Source organism: Niallia sp. NCCP-28 (assembly GCF_023168165.1).
In the GTDB taxonomy this organism is placed as follows: domain Bacteria; phylum Bacillota; class Bacilli; order Bacillales; family Cytobacillaceae; genus Niallia.
This window is the reverse complement of record NZ_BQYJ01000002.1, coordinates 310784-328934: the sequence shown is the minus strand read 5'-3', so window position 1 is coordinate 328934 and position 18151 is coordinate 310784. Positions and strand designations below refer to the sequence as shown.

The window sequence follows — 18151 nt, the reverse complement described above, 5'->3', positions numbered from 1 at the left end:
CTTATTTTCCTATTTATAAATTTCTAGCAAAATGGGCCGCTACTTGCAGATTTTCCCTTGTTAAAACAGGAAATTTTCCTTTTCTCCCCTGGCCATGCACTTTAATCAAAAAAGCACCGCTAATTTTTAATCAATGACATTAAAAATTAGCGGTGCTTTTGGGTCTATTCGCCTGATTCCTCTCTGCGATATTGTTTAGGCGTCACAATATACTTTTTTTTAAATATGCGATAAAAATAGCTGATATTATCATAGCCGACTTCTTCGACAATAATGCGGATAGGCAGATCTGTTGTCTGCAATAGCTCTTTTGCCTTTTTTAGCCTTTTTTCTTGCTGCAATTCTTTAAAGGTATATCCCGTTGCTTTTTTTATCTGTTTGCTTAAGGAAGAACTTGATTGTTTTAGCATTGCAGCCAATTCATTCAGCGTCCCAAATTGAAAGTTCTCCTCAATATATTTTAATGACTCCACCACAATAAAATGCTGCAGCGGCGAATTTTCATTGCTCCTAATTTTATCCGTATTTTTGACTAGCTCAATAATTAGCAGCCCCATGTATAATTTAATGGCAGCATCAGTAAAAATGGAGGGGTTTAGCTCTTCTATTAATATTTTTTTCACCATTTCCTGGATTTCTTGTACATCTGCTACAGAAAAATAAAGATAATGGCCATTTTGTGTATGGTTATATAAACTGTTCATTAAAAAATCCGTAATGATATTTTCTCCATTTAAATAATGAAAAATATAATCAAAAAAGTGAGGCTGGATAATGAAATTAATAATAATATCCTGTTTTCCGCATGCCTTAATTTCATGTTCAATATGCTGATTTAAAAATAGCAATTCTCCTTTTTTTAATATAATGTTTTCATTCCCGACCCTTTGTTTCAGCTCGCCGTTTAATACATAGTTAATCTCAATATAATTATGCTTATGTTTGGGAAAATCAATAAATCTCGTATGTTTGCGGGCTGCAATCATTCTATTTTTATTTAGAAATTTTTCGCTTTCAATAATAAAATTGGTTTGGCTTGTATAAATATCTTTTCTTACTTCACTATTCTGTTCTAATATCAATTGTTCTTCTTCTGTTAATTCCATTAATTGCTGTAAAAGCAGGCTCTCCATTGTTTTCTCTCCCACTCCATATCCAAAAGATTGATTTCTTATAGAAATTCCGTCTTATTTTATTCACATTATGGGTGGAAAAATTTTAAAATGCAATAATAAAAGCAGCCAATATTCCTGAATGTTATACAGAGCGCTGTTTTCATATAAATGTTTGTGGCGAAATCCCCCATCACTAGTCCATTTAAATATATTCCTCTGATACAAAACAAAATACTCTACTAAAAATATCCTATTCTTCCAGCTATTTATTTTTTTTCATCAGCTCAAGCGTTTCCTCCACCCCTACTGCATAGCGGTCTACTTTCCTATTTTTCACTTTGATCATTGTAGGCGTTCCTGTAATTTCTATTTCCTTTGCATTAACAGGTGATGTATTTCCATATGCCGTATTGTGTTTTGCAATAAGTTGGTTCTTTTCATTCGATTCAATGCTCCAAGCTATCTCTTTATTATTCATGTACTCTTCAATATTTACTCCTTTATTCAGCACCTCTTTGCCATTTACCACTTTTCCAATTACTTTATCATATTTCTTATGATGCCTTTCCCAATCATACCAGCTATCCACATTTGCTGAATTTTGCATATCTACGATAAAAATAGGAATGCTTCCATTTCCATAAAAAGAAACAACATCTTTTTCAATCTGTTTGCAATAGGTGCAAGTAGACTGCCAAAAATAGACAATATATTCTTTATTTCCTGTTTGCGAAAAGGTATCAGCTGCCTCTATTTTCTCTATATCTTCAATTGAATGGGGCTTATTCAAATTCAACAGCCATATTCCTAAAAAACAAAGTAAAATAATTGCTGTTATGATACTAATTATAACGATTGGTTTTTTTTTCATTTGCTCTCTCCTTTTTATTATTTTCTATCTATTATTTTATCGAAAAAGGAGAGAAAAATTTTTGTGCATTTATTGGACATTTCTCGGGAAATAGTGACATTTCTCGGGAAGACGCTCGAAAAATGCAGAAAGATTATAAGCTGCTAAAAATTCCAATCCCCCTATTCTCCATGTTAAAATTAAATAAAGAATAAAAGGAGATGATTTTTTTTTGAGAAACAACATTATTGACCGGTTTATTTCTTATGCAGTTGTTGATACACAATCGAATGAAAATAATGATTCGTGTCCCTCGACGCCTGGCCAGCTTACACTGGGAAATTTATTGGTAGAGGAATTGAAGGAAATTGGCATGAAAGATGTGACAATCGATGAGTTCGGCTACGTTATGGCAACATTGCCAGCAAATACGGACAAGCCGCTTCCGACCATCGGCTTTTTAGCCCATCTAGACACGGCCACTGATTTCACAGGAAAAAATGTGCGTCCGCAAATAATAGAAAATTATGATGGAGAAGACATTTTATTAAATAAAAACTTACATATTGTGCTTTCTCCAAAAGAATTCCCTGAGCTAAAAAATTATATAGGGCATACTCTGCTGACAACAGATGGAACTACATTGCTTGGCGCTGATAATAAAGCAGGTATAGCAGAAATCATGACAGCGCTTATTTATCTTATTCAGCATCCAGAAATAAAGCATGGAAAAATACGTGTAGCCTTTACTCCAGATGAAGAAATTGGCAGAGGGCCGCATAAGTTTGATGTAAAAGCATTTGGAGCCGACTTTGCTTATACAGTGGATGGCGGACCTCTTGGGGAACTTCAATATGAAAGTTTTCATGCAGCTGCTGCCAAAATTACTGTTCACGGCACAAATGTCCATCCTGGAACTGCCAAAGGGAAAATGGTCAACAGCATCAAAATCGCCATGGAAATACAAAATCAGCTTCCCAAAGAAGAAGCACCTGAATATACAGAGGGTTATGAAGGGTTTTACCATCTATTATCTTTTAGCGGAGATGTAGAACAAAGCAAACTATATTATATTATCCGCGACTTCAATCGAGAAGTATTTGAAAACCGCAAACAAAATCTAACTGCAATTATCCAAAAACTAAATAGTAAATACGGGAAAAATACCATTCTTTTAGAAATGAATGATCAGTATTACAATATGCGGGAAAAAATTGAACCAGTCAAAGAAATTGTGGATATAGCTTATCAAGCAATGGAAAATTTAGGGATAACACCAATTGTACAGCCAATTCGCGGAGGTACAGATGGGTCACAATTATCGTATATGGGATTGCCTACTCCAAATATTTTTACAGGCGGAGAAAATTTCCATGGAAAGTATGAATACATTTCTGTTGATAATATGCTAAAAGCAGTAGCTGTATTAGTGGAAATTGTCCAATTATTTGAAAAGAAGCCTCTTTAATAATCCTGATGAACTTTCTGATAAAACACTTAAAGTGACTAAAGCATTTAAGGGACTTTCAGCTGAAAGTTTCACGGATTTCCTTATTCATTATTCTACTATTATGAAAGATAGATTTTGTACTTTCCCTAGTTTAGTATATAATAGTTTCCGTGCGTAAAATCCAGCTCGGAAAAAATGGATTGGCAGTTTATCGAGAAAAGGAGTTATATAATGAATACCATTTATAAAAAACAAGAAGACGTTATCCAAAATAGGGAACTTCATCATTATATTTTAGATGTATTTGGACTTCATTCCAAAAAGAAAAGAGTCCGTAAAAAACTATTTAAACAAGTATTGGAACAAGAAACTTTGCTAAATAAAGTAGTAAAAGATTTCCATCAAGAAGCAGATGCAGAAGGTGCTTCTAAAGAAGAAGCTAGCCCAATAGATTTTTCTGTTTTGCCTGTTACCACTTTATTAAAATTAGGAAAAGAGTTTTTTAAAGAAGAAGACGCTATTCGTTTTTATTATAATAAAAACAAACCAGAACAGTACAAAAATAAAGAACTGCTTATCGCATGCATCTCCACTAGTTTCCAATCAAGCTCACTATCTATTCAAAAAGAAATTGCAAATCTATTATCCTAATTGTGATTACCCTATCTTACGTTATTAAGATAGGGTTTTTTACTGTCTCTTTCTTCTTCTAAAACAAAACACTTATCTATATATTTTCTTGGTGTCTTATTTTCCATCTGCTATAATTTTAGATATGCACTTATGTTTTCCTATTAAGTTTTTTCAAAAGCAGCAACAAACATACATAAACTTGGAGGTTTCTTATGATGATTAAAATTGCTCCATCTATTCTCTCAGCAAATTTTGCAGCGCTTGGAGAAGACATAAAAGATGTAGAACTTGGCGGCGCTGATTATATTCATGTCGATGTGATGGATGGTCATTTTGTGCCAAATATTACAATTGGCCCTTTAGTTGTAGATGCAATCCGTCCAATTACTAAATTGCCCTTAGATGTCCATTTAATGATTGAAAATCCCGATCAATATATTTCTGAATTCGCAAAGGCCGGCGCTGATATCATCACTGTTCATGTAGAAGCATGCCGCCATCTTCACCGCACCATTCAGCTGATTAAGGAACAAGGAATAAAAGCTGGTGTTGTTCTTAACCCAAGCACTCCTGTTGATACAATTAAACATATTATCCAAGATATCGATATGGTTTTATTAATGACGGTAAACCCTGGTTTTGGGGGACAAGCCTTTATTTCAAGCGTTGTTCCAAAAATTACAGAAGTCCGAAAAATGGCAAATGAATTAAACCCAGAAATGGATATTGAAGTAGATGGGGGAATAAATGAAGAAACGGCAAAAATATGTATAGAAGCAGGAGCTAACGTATTAGTAGCTGGTTCGTTTATTTATGGAAGCTCTGATCGTGCAGAGGCGATCAAAACAATAAGAGGCTAAGGATTATGTATAACAGTAAAAAAGGGACAAAGAAACTATATAAAATAGTTTCTTTGTCCCTTTTTCTATCTATAAAGATCAGATTATCTCGTAAACGCTGCCGGTACACCGCCGTCTACTGTCAACATACATCCAGTTGTTTTATCAGCCTTTGAGGAAGCAAAAAAGGCAATGGATTCAGCAATATCTCTTGGATAGATATTCACTAATAATGTTGTACGTTTACGGTAATGTTCTTCTAATTGATCTGGTTCAATGCCATAAGCTGCGGCTCTTTCTTCACGCCATCTTGAACCCCATATCGCTGAGCCTTGAAGCACCGCATCAGGAAGCACGGAATTTACACGAATTCCAAACTCTCCTCCCTCTGCTGCAATGCATCTTGCCAAATGTGTTTCCATTGCTTTTACAGAACTGTATGCAGCTGCATTTTTCCCAGCATATACAGAGTTTTTGGAGCCGATAAATACCATATTTCCGCCGATTCCTTGTTCTTTCATATGTTGAAAAGCTTCTCTTGCTACTAAAAAGTAGCCTGTTCCTAATACATTTATGTTCAGATTCCACTCTTTTAATGTTGTTTCATCAAATGGACTAGATGTTGCAAGACCAGCATTATTGACAATAATATCAACACCGCCGAAAGTAAGTGCAGTCTTTTTGAATGCTTCTTGTACCGCTTCTTCACTTGTCACATCCATTTTTACAGCAAGAGCTCTGCCTTCTCCGTATGTTTCATTAATTTCTGCGGCAACTTTTTCAGCGCCTTCAAGATTTAAATCCGCAAGTACAACATGTGCTCCTTCAGAAGCGAACAATCTGCTCGTCTCACTGCCAATTCCGCCGGCTCCACCTGTAATAAAAGCAATTTTTCTTGAAAATTCGCTTTCAGCCGGAGCTAAAGATAATTTATATAGCTCTAATGGCCAGTATTCTACATTAAAAGACTCATTTTCATTAAGAGAGACGAATTCCCCTAAAGTCGTAGCACCCTTCATCACAGAAATGGCACGTTGATATAATGCACCACTTACATTTGCCATAGGAACATTTTTTCCTGTGTTCACCATTCCAATACCTGGAATTAAAATAACACGTGGTGCCGGTTCAAACATTTTATCGCCTTCATTTTTATTTCTGTCAAAATATGCTGCATATTCTTCTTTAAAACGTTGAACTCCAGCTTTAATGCTACCTTTTAATGCATTCACATCTTTTGTTGATGGATCCCATTCAATAAATAGCGGTTTCATTTTAGTATGGACTAAATGATCTGGGCAAGCTGCGCCTACTTGTGAAAGAGTTGGAGCATCATAGCTATTTACAAACTCCAGAATATCTTCTCCTCTATCAAATGTTAACAGCATTTGCTTTTCATCGCTTACTGCACCACGAATTACTGGCATCACAGCAGCCAAAATATCCTTTGCTTCTTCCTCTTCTAATGATTCAAATTTTGCTCCGCCAAATACTTTGCCAGCAGCAATCTTACTATTAATATAGTTTTCTGCTTCATTAATAACAGCAATAGTTTTTTCATAGCTTTCTTGAGCCGTATCTCCCCATACTACTAATCCATGTTTTTCCATCAATACTAATTCTGCATTTGGATTATTTTTTACTCCTTCTGCAATCATTTTTGATAAAGTAAATCCTGGGCGGATATATGGAACCCATACAAAACGATTACCATAGATTTCTTCTGCAATTTGTTTTCCATTATCTGCACAGCATAAACTGATAATCGCATCAGGATGTGTGTGATCCACATGTTTATATGGTAAAAACGCATGTAATAGTGTTTCAATAGATGCACGAGGATGTGTACTATCGATCATACAATGTGCTAAATACGATACCATTTCTTCATCAGGCATTTCCTCTTTTTCTATTAATGGGCGAATATCATCCATTTTTAACCCTGTGAAGTTTTGCGCTTTCATTGTAGCTAAATCCGATCCACTTCCCTTTACCCACATTACTTCCACATCGCGGCCGCGAAAATCCTTTTCAATTGTTTTCATCGATGTGTTCCCGCCGCCCCAATTGCATACTGCTCTATCTGTTCCAATTAAATTGGAGCGATATACCAATTCATCTAACCCCTTAGATAATTGCGAAGCCTTTTTATTCTCCCATAAGCTTTTGACCATTGTATTGACCTCCAAATGTTCGTTGAATTTCACCTGCGTTTTTTTTTATTTTTATGGATTTCCTTTGTTTCCCTACATTCCAAATATAATTAAGCTATAAATCTACTTTATTTTTAAAAATAAGAAACAAAAACAAAATGAAACCCCTTTCTAAATTATATTATAATATAAATATATTTTAATTACACCATTTTTTTTTGTTTATTTTTACTTATATTTAAAAACAGAAAAATTTTATTGGTTTTCCTCCCGAAACAAAAACTCAACAAAGAATTCACCTGCTATTTATAAGACATTGTCACTTATTTCAAAAAACGCTAATAGTATAGAAATGTTTCAGCCTAAAATAGAAAGGTTAATGATAAATAAACAGTTAAAATGGCGGTGTAAACATGACAACAAAACTATCTCATCCTTCATTCACAGATCCAGCATGGGTAAAAAAACATATAAAAGATATTCTTCACTTTTATTCCCCTATTTGCTTGGATAAAAAAATGGGGGGATATTATCAATGCTTTTTTGATAATGGGTACATTTGTGATAAAACAACAAAAACACTTGTTGGAACGTCTCGTTTTATCTATATATTCAGCATTGGCTCTCTCCTAGGCAATTCTTCTTGCATAAGTGCCGCTCAACATGGACTAAAATTTTTGGAAGACTGTTTTCTAGATAAAAAGCACGGTGGTTTTTTCTGGTCTCTTCATGGCAAGAGAGTAAATAAACCAATCAAACTTGCATATGGTCATGCTTTTGCATTATTAGCTGCATCAAAAGCTTATCAATCTGGAATACACAAAGCTTCTGGCCTGATTGCATATATTTATAACATCATTGAGACCCATTTTTGGGATGAGGAACATCAACTATACATCGATAAATTCAGCGAAGATTGGAGTAAAACTTCTCCTTATAGAGGACAAAATGCCAATATGCATATGTGTGAAGCATTATTAGCTGCATATGAAGCTACAGGGGATAAAAAATATCTAGAAAAGGCATATACTATTGCCAAACGCCTTATTCTAGAAATTGCTCCACAATCATCTGGATTGATTTGGGAACATTATACAGATGATTGGACCATTGATTGGTCATACAAAGAAACAAAAAACAGCCTAAAAGAATTTAGACCTGATGGATTTATTCCTGGTCACACAATCGAATGGAGCAAACTTCTTTTAATGGTAGAACGGCATATCCATGAACATTGGCTGATAGATAAAGCTATTCAATTATATAATAAAGCATTATCTAAAGGATGGGATCAACAATTTGGCGGCGTTTTTTTCTCCTTTGCAAAAGATGGGTCTATTCTTGACAGTGATAAAAATTATTGGGTTCAAGCAGAAGCTATTGGAGCTTCCATCTTGCTTGCTGAGAAAACTGATTTATCCCTTTATCAAGCAAACTATCTTCATCTTTTCCACTATATTTGGAATCATTTTGTAGACCATAAATATGGAGGCTGGTATCCATTACTAAACCGTCAGAATAAACGTTACAGCAATATAAAAAGTCCTGTGAATAAAACAGATTATCATCCGATTGCCAATTGTTATGAGGCTATACGAGCCCTTTCCTAAAGACCACTTTGCATATAGCGGTCTTTAGCCTTTTTTCTAATTTCTTGGGGCAAATAAAATGATCGAAGCACCAGCCAAACAAATGGCAGCTCCAAGCCAATCATAAAAATCTGGTGTTTTTTTATCTATTCCCCATCCCCATAATATAGACAAAATAATAAATACCCCGCCATACGCCGCATATACTCTCCCAAAGGAAGGAAATGTCTGAAATGTTGCAATAACGCCATAAAGAGCTAAAATAATTCCTCCTGATAGACCAAATAAACCAGATCTGCCTTCTCTCAGCCAAAGCCATATAAGATAGCCGCCGCCAATCTCGGCCAGACCTGCCAGCAAAAATAAAAAGATGGTCATTGTATCCTCTCGCTTTCCTTTATGATATCTACAATCATACTATTTTTTATTAATTTGAAAACTAGAAATGTCCCATATATCCAAATAATAAGCATGCTAAAGAGGCATCCAATAAGCCGATTTCCTAGCTATTAGATGCCCCTTTTTATGGGATTTGTCCTTTTGCAACAAATCCTTCTAATTTAAACAAACTTTCATTTTGCTCAGCCTTCGGACTGATTGGAAATGGTTGCACCATCATAAAATCAGAACTGAGGATTTGTAGCCATAAAACAAACCAGTATTTGCCGAAAGCCTGAACAGCCTAATGTTGTTTATTAGGAAGTTTTTTTTCTGGATGTCCTTTTCCATGATTCTTATTTTTTTCTTGTTTTTTTTGATTTTCCTTTAATTCTTCCACAAACTCATGTGTATTTTCCATTTTATTCTCTCCTTTTCTCCATTTGCGAAAAATTCATTTTGTTATGTTCCATCGTTTTATGTCTCTAATTGCTTAATGATTTTTAAACATCGTTTTTCATTAAATCCAAGCTGTATTTCTTCATCTGTAGCTATTTGCATTATTAGTTGCCAATGATTTTTCATCTACTCTTTTTCTTAAGCAAATCCAATAATACAACGTTTATTATGCCGCTAATAAGTCCAATTAATCCTCAAATAATTGCCCCTAAATATAATGTATATCTATAAGCTGCATTCAAAAGTATGCTAATGGAATAATTCATGCTTAGAAATCAGTACGATTCACCCCCATTTATCTTCCAAATTAGAATTTTCTATTTTTTAAATAAATAATCATATTATTTCCTAATTTTATATACAATTAAAAATTTATTTTGACAAAACAAAACCATTACAAGTATTATATTAGAATAATAGAGGAGGTTTCATCATGTCAGGAATAAATAAACAGAAAATTGTGGACAGTGTTCCTCAAAAGGGTTTTTTCGGACATCCTAAAGGATTATTCACACTTTTCTTTACAGAATTTTGGGAGAGGTTCTCCTATTATGGAATGCGCGCCATCCTTGTTTACTATATGTATTATGAAGTAACAAAAGGCGGATTAGGCATTCCAGAAAACACAGCACTTGCCATTATGTCTATCTACGGGTCACTAGTATACATGTCAGGTATTATTGGCGGCTGGTTAGCTGATAGAATATTTGGGACAAGCAAAGCTGTTTTTTATGGCGGAATTTTTATTATGCTTGGACATATTGTTCTTGCTATCCCTGGAAGTGTTTCCTTATTTTTTGCCAGTATGGTGCTGATTGTAATTGGTACAGGTTTATTAAAACCAAATGTATCAAGCATTGTTGGAGAAATTTACAGTGAAAAAGATAATCGCCGCGATTCTGGATTCAGTATTTTTTATATGGGTATTAACCTCGGTGGTTTTCTTTCGCCTCTAGTTGTCGGAAAAATCGGAATGGATTATAATTTCCATGCGGGATTTGCATTGGCAGCCATCGGGATGCTCCTTGGTCTAATAGTATTTATCACTACAAAGAAAAAAAATCTCGGTCTTGCGGGGACAATAGTTCCAAATCCTTTATCACCACAAGAAAAGAAAAAATATTATGGCATTTTTGGCGCCGCAATCGTGGTAATAGCAATACTTCTTTCCATTACTATTCCAGCTGGCTATTTAACATTTAATTCTTTTATAGCATTAATTGGAATTTTAGGATTCTTAATTCCTGCTATATATATTACAGTAATGTATCGCAGTCCAAAAACTACTGCTGTAGAGCGTTCAAGATTGCTTGCCTATATCCCACTATTTTTAGCATCTGTTATGTTCTGGGCTATTCAAGAGCAGGGTTCAACTATCCTAGCCAGCTATGCAGATAAACGCACACAATTAGAAATAGCTGGGTTCAGCATTTCACCAGCCTTTTTTCAATCATTAAACCCAATGTTTATCATTATTTTTGCACCTGTATTTGCATGGATTTGGATGAAGCTTGGCGATCGCCAGCCATCTATTCCGAAAAAATTTTCCATTGGTTTATTGTTTGCTGGACTATCTTTTTTAGTCATTCTATTGCCAGCTTATTTAGGTGGTCAAGATTCTTTAGTAAATCCATTATGGCTTGTACTTAGCTATTTTATTGTCGTAGTGGGAGAACTTTGTTTATCTCCTGTTGGATTATCCGCTACAACAAAATTAGCTCCAGCAGCATTTTCAGCACAAACAATGAGTCTTTGGTTCTTATCAAATGCTGCAGCACAAGCATTAAATGCACAAATTGTTAAATTCTATACACCTCAAACAGAAATGATGTATTTTGGTATTATTGGTGGGGCTTCCATTGTTTTAAGTATTATTTTATTTGCCATTTCCCCAATCATACAAAAACATATGAAAGGCATTAAATAATAACCAAAAGGACAAAATTCAAAATCTATTTGAATTTTGTCCTTTTCTTTCATTTATCCAACTCTCCATCTAAATAGAAAAAACGATGATCTATATTTTGATAACGAAAAACTTCAATCATCCTTTTTTTCTTTTATCTCCCTACCGTATGCCAATATTTTTTACCGCTGCATTTGATTTTTTGAGCATCGATTTTTTCTTCCAAATTCCCTTTTAGCTGCTCAAATTGAATGCTTTTAATGATAGCACTCCTCTCATTATTCTTTTTTGGTTCACTGAAAAGCTCAAAAGATTATTTATGCCTCACAATAACTTTTTCACAAATCGCTAACCAGGTTAGTTTCCTTTTGCTGTTCATTTTTTTCTTTTGCTAGCACTGCAAAAAGAAAAAACAGACAGTCCCAAACAATTTTGATTAACTTCCCCATTAATATTTGCCTATTATACCGCCGAAAAAGACTCTTCATTGTTTTTCTTTTGCTCGCTGCTCATATATCTTCGCAGCACCTTTAATGCTCTGTGCTGCGTTATTTTCACCTTGCTTTCCGACCAGCCTAAATACTTCGCTGTCTCCACAATGGACAATTCATGCATGTACCGAAATAAAATCACAAGTCTTTGGTCGATTGTGCAATATTTTAGGGAATCATTAATCCAAAATAGCTTCTCCTTCTTCAAAGCAATTTCTTCAGGCAGCGCGCTTTCATCTGGCATTTTTGCCAATTCCTCAAGCTGTGGGCTGCAATCGTAAACTCCCAAAGATTTTTGCTTGCGAAAATGATCTACTGCAATATTCTTAGCTATTGTATAAAGCCAAGTTTTTTCACTGCTTTTGCCTTTAAAGCCACTCTCTGTTTTTAATACACGCATAAATACTTCTTGTACCAAATCCTCAGCTTGTTCTTTTTTCACACCCATAAATAACAAAAAATGTAAAACATCACGACTATATCTTATATATAGATCTTCAATAGAAGACAATTCCCCCACCCCTATAATTATTTCATTGTTATTTATCGCATAGGAAAAAACTCTAAAAAACATATGTGTTCTATATCTGCTTATGCCATTATTTTTTAAACACTAATCATCACTCGCTATTACTATCATTATCTTGATATCCACATAAAAAGTTACAAAAAAGTAACATTATTTTATTCTTATTGTAACTATTATGTAATATTTATACCATATTTAGGAGAATTCGTCTGTTTTAAAACAAAAAAAGACGATAAAACAATGTATTTTTGTTTTATCGTCTTTTTATCATGTAGGATGCAAGAACTATTTTCTCCTAATTTTATCTATTTCATCTGCTACAAACTGCACTTGTGTCCCCACAATTACTTGAATGCTTTTTGGTCCAACAATATTGATGCCAGGAACACCTGTCGCTTTGATTTTATGCTGGTTTACTTTCTCCATCTCTTTTACTTCCAAGCGCAGACGAGTAACACAATTGTCGACAGAAACAACATTGCTGTCACCGCCAAGTCCTTTATAAATCTCAGAAGCCATATAAGCAAATTTATTTTCAGCAGATGCTGCTGCCTCTGCTTGTGCATTCTCTTCCTCAATCTCTTCTTCTCTTCCTGGTGTATTTAACTGAAACTTCGTAATTAAAAAACGGAATATAGAATAATAAATAACAGCAAACACTAAACCTTGCGCAATCAGCATAAACGGCTTATTGGCTAATGGAAGTCTAGAGCTTAATGCAAAATCAACAAGGCCTGCACTGAATCCAAAGCCTGCTGTCCAGTGAAAGGCAGCCGCCACAGTTAAAGATAGACCAGTAAGAATCGCATGCACAATATACAGCATGGGTGCAGCAAACATAAAGGCGAATTCAAGGGGCTCCGTTACTCCTGTAAAAAATGCGGCAAACCCTGCTGCCAACATTAAGGAAGCCACTTGTTTTTTTCTTTTTGTTTTTGCTGTATGGTACATCGCTAGGGCTGCTGCTGGCAAACCAAACATCATCACAGGGAAAAATCCAGCTTGATACATGCCAGTAACTCCTTTTGTCCCTTCACCAGCCCAGAATTTCCCGATATCATTTATTCCTGCTAAATCAAACCAAAACACTGCATTTAATGCATGATGCAAACCGGTAGGTATTAATAATCGATTAAAGAAACCATAAAGTCCAGCCCCAATTGCACCTAGTTTACTGATTGCTTCTCCAAAATTAACCAATCCCGAAAATACAAGAGGCCAAACAAAATATAAGACAGCAGAAATAGCCAGCATCGAAACAGCACTCATAATCGGCACTAATCTTTTTCCGCTAAAAAACGCTAGAGCTTGCGGCAGCTGAACTTGACTAAAACGATTATACATGACAGAAGCGACAATACCTGACAGCATCCCAATAAAGGCATTATTAATTTTTGAAAATGCCATATTGACGTTTTCTGGATCAACGCCTTGCAGCATTGCAACTGTATTTGTAGACAATAATGTCGTTACAACAAGGAATGCAACTAGCCCGCTTAATGCAGCAGAACCATCTTTATCTTTAGACATTCCCAGTGCTACTCCAACTGCAAATAGAAATGGAATATTATCAATAATCGAAGATCCAGCTTTGATTAAAAATGCGGCAATAGGACTTCCAGCTCCCCATCCTGCGGGGTCAATCCAATAGCCAATCCCCATAAGTATCGCTGCTGCTGGCAAAACAGCAACAGGCAGCATTAGCGCACGACCTATCTTTTGCAAATATGATTTCATAAAGAGTTCCCCTTTACCCAAGTATTTTCTGCTTCTTAATACATGCACTACTAAAATCCTGCTGCATTATATTTCATTTTACGAAGCACATCACATACCTTATTATTTTTTCAACATTCCACCTTTCTTGCTTCTACATCCCTTTTTTAAAATATTGCTGAACTGCTTTTTTTAAATGTCCATTTGCCTGCGCCAAATAATAGGATGCATCTTTAGTTGTTCCATCTGTAAGCACCGTAAAAAGGGCCGATTTTAAGTCAAATGCATTTTCCCTCAGTGCTTTCAAAGCAGCTTGTTCTGGAATATCCGTTATGTTCATCATTGCTTGAACAGCACGTTTCACTAATTTTTTATTAATAAGCTTCATATCTACCATTTCATTTTGATAGACTTTTCCTAATCGAACCATTGTTGCGGTAGATAGCATATTTAATATCATTTTTTGGGAAGTTCCTGCTTTTAATCTAGTTGACCCTCTGATTACTTCTGCTCCTGTTGCTGCTTCAATGCCATAATCGCAAATAGCTGAAAGTGCTGTATCTTTATTATTGCTGATTCCTATCGTTAAAGCGGACAATTCATTCGCATATTGAACAGCTGCAAGAACAAATGGTGTAGATCCGCTTGCTGTGACGCCTATAATGACATCCGACTCTCCAAAAGAATAGCGCTTTAATTCTGCGACAATTTCTTTTTCATCATCTTCCGTTTGTTCTAGCGATTGCAGCATCGCTTCCTTTCCCCCAGCTACAAGACCAATCCAGCTATCTTGTTCAATAGAGAAAGTCGGCCCTAATTCAACTGCATCAACCATTCCTAAGCGGCCGCTTGTACCTGCACCAACTACAAAACATCTGCCACCCATTTTCCATCTTTCTACAATGGCATCTACTGCATGTGCAATAATCGGCAGAGCTTCATTTACTGTTTTCGCTATCTTTTCATCTTCTTGATTCATAAACTTAATAATTTCTAATGAACTCCATTCATCTAACTGAACACTCTGCTGATTTGTCTGTTCTGTAGCATTTTTTTTGCTCATTCTTGTCCCCTCTTCATATCGATTATGAATTTATAGCGATCTCCACGATATATTGATTTCACATATTCAAAAGGAGTATCTGTTTCCAAATAGCTATATCGTTCAATAAGCAGTACAGGAGATCCATCCTTTAACTCTAGCAGGGGACTTTCATTTTTTTGCGAAAGAGATGATTCTAATGTTTGTGTTGCATGACTTATTTTTAGCTGCAAAGAGTTTTCTACATATTCATAGATAGAAGCATGAACAATTTCTGTTGTTAAGTTTTTAATTAACTCACAAGGCAAATAAGATGTCTCCAGTGCCATTGGAATATTATCGGCAAGCCTTAATCTGCACACTTCATAAACAAGACTTCCTTCTTTTATCTTTAATTTATCTGCTGCATTTCTATCAGCAGGAATCACTTGAAAATTAAGTATTTTTGTTTGAGGAGTCATTCCTCTTGAACGCATATCTTCGGAAAAACTTGTTAATCCAGATAACGGCTGCTCTACTTTAGGGGCAGCAACAAACGTCCCTTTCCCTCTTTTACGAACTAATACGCCTTCGTTTACTAAATTATTAATGGCCTGTCTCACTGTCATTCTGCTAATATCATATTTTTCTGCAAACTCTCTTTCAGAGTTTATTGGATCACCTGGCTTCAAACCTTTAATCAGCTCTTTTATCTCCATTTCCAGCTGGAAATAAATAGGGATATGCGAATCCTTGATAATCACTGAAAAACACTTCCTTCTTTTTCCTTTAGTACAGATAACGCATCTTGATCTGCTATGATGGTGACATTAGAATGTGTTTTTAATATAGATGCCGGCAAAGCTTCATCTACATCCTCTGTTAACAGCCGATAAAGAATTTCTGCTTTTTTGCTGCCTGAAACTAGCAGTAATATATTTTTGCTTTGCATAATGGTCGAAATCCCCATCGAAATAGCATGTGTAGGAACTTCATCCATACTGGAAAAATATCTTGCATTTGCTTCTCTAGTAGACTCCGTTAATTGAACGATTCCTGTTTTAGAAGTAAACGGTGTACCAGGCTCATTAAAGCCGATATGTCCATTCCCTCCAATTCCCAGTATTTGCAAATCAATACCTCCGAGTGATGCAATTAGTTCTTCATAGTTGTCTCCCTGTTCTTCAACTGGCAAAAAAGTCTGTTCAAGGGGAATGTGAATATGCTTAAATAAATGATCATTCATATAATAAGCATAACTTTTAGAGTCTTCTTTTGATAAACCGACATATTCATCTAAATTTACTGTATGCACATTTTGATAAGAAGTCTGATTTTGTTCATAATCTTCTTTTAAATATTGATACATTCCAACAGGAGTTCCCCCTGTAGCAAGGCCCAGCACTGTATTTGGTTTGCTTTTTACTTGTTGGATTACTAATGCAGCTGCTGTTTGGCTCATCGTTTCATAGTTTGCTGTTTCAATTAGTTTCATTTACATTCCCTCCAATTTGTTATAAGCAATTTCCCCATTGCAAATAGTCATTACTACTTCATTTCCTTTATTTAACACAACTAAATCTGCATCCTTGCCTTTTTTTATTGAACCCTTTTTATGGAGTATTCCCAATTGTTTGGCCGGGTTATAGGAACCCATATAAACAGCCTCTTCCAAAGAACATCCTGTATAGTTCATCATATTGCGTATTCCTTCATCCATTTTCAACGTACTTCCAGCAAGTGAACCATTTTCCAATAATGCTTTCCCATCTTTCACTATCACTTTTTGTCCGCCCAATGATGAAATTCCATCATCCATCCATTTGGCACGCATGCTGTCTGTTATTAAAACAATGCCTTCTTTTCCTTTTTGCCGATACGTCAGATTGACAACCTGAGGGTGAATATGAATGCCATCTACAATCATTTCAACCAGTAATTCTTTATGAAGCAAAGCTGCTCCAGCGACTCCTGGATCACGATGATGCAACCCTCTCATTCCGTTATACAAATGGGTAACATGACTTACTCCTGCTTCTATTCCTTTTACAACTTCTTCATAAAGAGCATCCGTATGGCCCATTGATGCAACAACCCCTGCCTCTTTTAAATAGGCAACTAAATCTAGGCCATTTTCTTCTTCTGGTGCCAGTGTTACTAATTTTATGTGATCTCCTGCAATATTCTGCCACTTTTTAAATAATTCTACATTTGGTTTTTTGATTGCTTGAAGGGGTTGCGCCCCTGCTTTAGCTGCTGCAATAAATGGACCTTCTAAATGAATTCCCAATACTTCTGCTATCCCAAATTTCGTTTGACTTCCGATATAGGAAGCTGCATTTTCTAAAGCTGTTTCAATTTCCTGTTCTTGTTGAGTCATCGTTGTTGCCAAAAAACTTGTTGTTCCCTCTTTTGGCAAAGTTTCTGCCATCTTTTCTAAAGCTTGGAGAGTTCCATCCATTACATCAGCATTACATGCACCATGTATATGAATATCGATCAAACCAGGAATTAACTTATAGGAATTAGGAAACTCTACTATTTTATCCACCTGCTTTTTATCAGGAGATAGCTCCTGCAGCGAACCATATGATTCAATCACACCATCTATTATTCTTAAATAGCCGCGAGAAATGATAGCATCTTCTCCATAAATGCAAATATTAGAAATCAGCATAGATTTTCTGTCTTTTTGTTTCATTTTCATTTCCTTTCCTATTTCGCTTATAGCAAAACAACTATATGACTAGATGTCTATACCAGTTGTTTTATAAGTAATTCTTATCTTATTAAAAGATAAGAAAAAAAGCATTTGTTTTGTTAGATTATTTAACACAGTTTTTATAAATAGGCTCTGCTAAACTTCCTTTTGATTGCAGCGAAAGGTGTCCGTTCCAATCAATACAGTGTCGAACTCACCAATGAGCTAACATAGCCCATAAACAAAAGTAACCGTTTACAAAACTATTGTAAATCATCTTCTATAAAGTGTCAATTCTTCTTTTTTATTATTTGTCTGCAA

The 18151-nt window shown here is 35.3% G+C and carries 16 protein-coding genes; 5 read left to right on the top strand and 11 right to left on the bottom strand.

Annotated features, from left to right (window positions below; all coding sequences use genetic code 11):
* Positions 1-164: 164 nt before the first annotated feature.
* Together NCCP28_RS06425 and NCCP28_RS06420 are read right to left on the bottom strand one after the other, a co-directional pair.
* Complete coding sequence (locus NCCP28_RS06425; protein WP_248560573.1) at positions 165-1133, bottom strand: AraC family transcriptional regulator; 969 nt, start codon at positions 1131-1133, stop codon at positions 165-167.
* Positions 1134-1377: 244 nt separating this feature from the next.
* Positions 1378-1986 carry a hypothetical protein gene (locus tag NCCP28_RS06420; RefSeq protein WP_248560572.1) on the bottom strand — a complete coding sequence of 203 codons (609 nt, stop codon included), beginning with the start codon at positions 1984-1986 and terminating at the stop codon, positions 1378-1380.
* Positions 1987-2197: 211 nt separating this feature from the next.
* Here NCCP28_RS06420 and pepT point away from each other — a divergent pair, with 211 nt between their 5' ends.
* From pepT to rpe, 3 genes are all read left to right on the top strand, one after another.
* The gene (gene pepT / locus NCCP28_RS06415) at positions 2198-3433 is read left to right on the top strand and encodes a peptidase T (RefSeq protein WP_248560571.1); all 1236 of its coding nucleotides are present in this window, start codon (positions 2198-2200) and stop codon (positions 3431-3433) included.
* Between the two features lie 213 nt (positions 3434-3646).
* Positions 3647-4066: a hypothetical protein gene (locus NCCP28_RS06410; RefSeq protein WP_248560570.1), complete on the top strand. Its 420-nt coding sequence runs from the start codon at positions 3647-3649 to the stop codon at positions 4064-4066.
* Between the two features lie 197 nt (positions 4067-4263).
* Positions 4264-4908 carry a ribulose-phosphate 3-epimerase gene (rpe, locus tag NCCP28_RS06405; RefSeq protein WP_248561110.1) on the top strand — a complete coding sequence of 215 codons (645 nt, stop codon included), beginning with the start codon at positions 4264-4266 and terminating at the stop codon, positions 4906-4908.
* An 83-nt stretch (positions 4909-4991) separates the two neighbouring features.
* Here rpe and NCCP28_RS06400 read toward each other — a convergent pair whose 3' ends face one another.
* The gene (locus NCCP28_RS06400) at positions 4992-7061 is read right to left on the bottom strand and encodes a bifunctional aldolase/short-chain dehydrogenase (RefSeq protein ID WP_248560569.1); all 2070 of its coding nucleotides are present in this window, start codon (positions 7059-7061) and stop codon (positions 4992-4994) included.
* Positions 7062-7453: 392 nt separating this feature from the next.
* Between NCCP28_RS06400 and NCCP28_RS06395 the strand changes: the two genes are divergently transcribed.
* Entirely contained in the window at positions 7454-8650 is a 1197-nt protein-coding gene (locus NCCP28_RS06395) for an AGE family epimerase/isomerase (RefSeq protein ID WP_248560568.1), read from the top strand.
* 36 nt (positions 8651-8686) lie between these two features.
* On the opposite strand, the gene NCCP28_RS06390 is transcribed toward NCCP28_RS06395, so the two are convergent.
* Together NCCP28_RS06390 and NCCP28_RS06385 are read right to left on the bottom strand one after the other, a co-directional pair.
* Positions 8687-9007 (bottom strand): YnfA family protein, encoded by a 321-nt coding sequence (locus NCCP28_RS06390; protein ID WP_248560567.1) that lies wholly within the window; start codon positions 9005-9007, stop codon positions 8687-8689.
* 304 nt (positions 9008-9311) lie between these two features.
* Positions 9312-9428, bottom strand: coding sequence for a DUF4023 domain-containing protein (locus NCCP28_RS06385; RefSeq protein ID WP_101175344.1), 117 nt, complete (start codon positions 9426-9428; stop codon positions 9312-9314).
* A 471-nt stretch (positions 9429-9899) separates the two neighbouring features.
* On the opposite strand from NCCP28_RS06385, the gene NCCP28_RS06380 reads away from it, so the two are divergent.
* The gene (locus tag NCCP28_RS06380; protein ID WP_248560566.1) at positions 9900-11393 is read left to right on the top strand and encodes a peptide MFS transporter; all 1494 of its coding nucleotides are present in this window, start codon (positions 9900-9902) and stop codon (positions 11391-11393) included.
* Positions 11394-11834: 441 nt separating this feature from the next.
* Here the strand turns inward: NCCP28_RS06380 and NCCP28_RS06375 are convergent, their stop codons facing one another.
* The 6 genes from NCCP28_RS06375 to nagA form a co-directional block, all read right to left on the bottom strand.
* Complete coding sequence (locus tag NCCP28_RS06375; RefSeq protein WP_248560565.1) at positions 11835-12374, bottom strand: sigma-70 family RNA polymerase sigma factor; 540 nt, start codon at positions 12372-12374, stop codon at positions 11835-11837.
* A gap of 303 nt (positions 12375-12677) precedes the next feature.
* Positions 12678-14129, bottom strand: a complete 1452-nt coding sequence (nagE, locus tag NCCP28_RS06370; RefSeq protein ID WP_248560564.1) for an N-acetylglucosamine-specific PTS transporter subunit IIBC — start codon at positions 14127-14129, stop codon at positions 12678-12680.
* A 133-nt stretch (positions 14130-14262) separates the two neighbouring features.
* Positions 14263-15171, bottom strand: a complete 909-nt coding sequence (gene murQ, locus NCCP28_RS06365; protein ID WP_248560563.1) for an N-acetylmuramic acid 6-phosphate etherase — start codon at positions 15169-15171, stop codon at positions 14263-14265.
* Positions 15168-15893, bottom strand: a complete 726-nt coding sequence (locus tag NCCP28_RS06360; RefSeq protein ID WP_248560562.1) for a GntR family transcriptional regulator — start codon at positions 15891-15893, stop codon at positions 15168-15170. The genes murQ and NCCP28_RS06360 overlap by 4 nt, the downstream gene beginning before the upstream one ends.
* Positions 15890-16624 carry a glucosamine-6-phosphate deaminase gene (gene nagB / locus NCCP28_RS06355; RefSeq protein ID WP_248560561.1) on the bottom strand — a complete coding sequence of 245 codons (735 nt, stop codon included), beginning with the start codon at positions 16622-16624 and terminating at the stop codon, positions 15890-15892. Before nagB ends, NCCP28_RS06360 begins: the two co-directional genes overlap by 4 nt.
* A complete protein-coding gene (gene nagA, locus NCCP28_RS06350; protein ID WP_248561109.1) occupies positions 16625-17830 on the bottom strand; it encodes an N-acetylglucosamine-6-phosphate deacetylase in 1206 nt (401 codons plus the stop codon). It lies immediately after the preceding gene.
* Between the last annotated feature and the right edge of the window lie 321 nt (positions 17831-18151).

Bases quoted from the DNA above. Each gene is read 5' to 3' on its own strand.
- NCCP28_RS06385 (WP_101175344.1), bottom strand. From the start codon at position 9,428: ATGGAAAATACACATGAGTTTGTGGAAGAATTAAAGGAAAATCAAAAA.
- NCCP28_RS06390 (WP_248560567.1), bottom strand. From the start codon at position 9,007: ATGACCATCTTTTTATTTTTGCTGGCAGGTCTGGCCGAGATTGGCGGC.
- NCCP28_RS06380 (WP_248560566.1), top strand. From the start codon at position 9,900: ATGTCAGGAATAAATAAACAGAAAATTGTGGACAGTGTTCCTCAAAAG.
- murQ (WP_248560563.1), bottom strand. From the start codon at position 15,171: ATGAGCAAAAAAAATGCTACAGAACAGACAAATCAGCAGAGTGTTCAG.
- nagE (WP_248560564.1), bottom strand. From the start codon at position 14,129: ATGAAATCATATTTGCAAAAGATAGGTCGTGCGCTAATGCTGCCTGTT.
- NCCP28_RS06395 (WP_248560568.1), top strand. From the start codon at position 7,454: ATGACAACAAAACTATCTCATCCTTCATTCACAGATCCAGCATGGGTA.
- NCCP28_RS06425 (WP_248560573.1), bottom strand. From the start codon at position 1,133: ATGGAGAGCCTGCTTTTACAGCAATTAATGGAATTAACAGAAGAAGAA.
- nagA (WP_248561109.1), bottom strand. From the start codon at position 17,830: ATGAAACAAAAAGACAGAAAATCTATGCTGATTTCTAATATTTGCATT.
- NCCP28_RS06400 (WP_248560569.1), bottom strand. From the start codon at position 7,061: ATGGTCAAAAGCTTATGGGAGAATAAAAAGGCTTCGCAATTATCTAAG.
- NCCP28_RS06410 (WP_248560570.1), top strand. From the start codon at position 3,647: ATGAATACCATTTATAAAAAACAAGAAGACGTTATCCAAAATAGGGAA.
- NCCP28_RS06420 (WP_248560572.1), bottom strand. From the start codon at position 1,986: ATGAAAAAAAAACCAATCGTTATAATTAGTATCATAACAGCAATTATT.
- nagB (WP_248560561.1), bottom strand. From the start codon at position 16,624: ATGAAACTAATTGAAACAGCAAACTATGAAACGATGAGCCAAACAGCA.
- rpe (WP_248561110.1), top strand. From the start codon at position 4,264: ATGATTAAAATTGCTCCATCTATTCTCTCAGCAAATTTTGCAGCGCTT.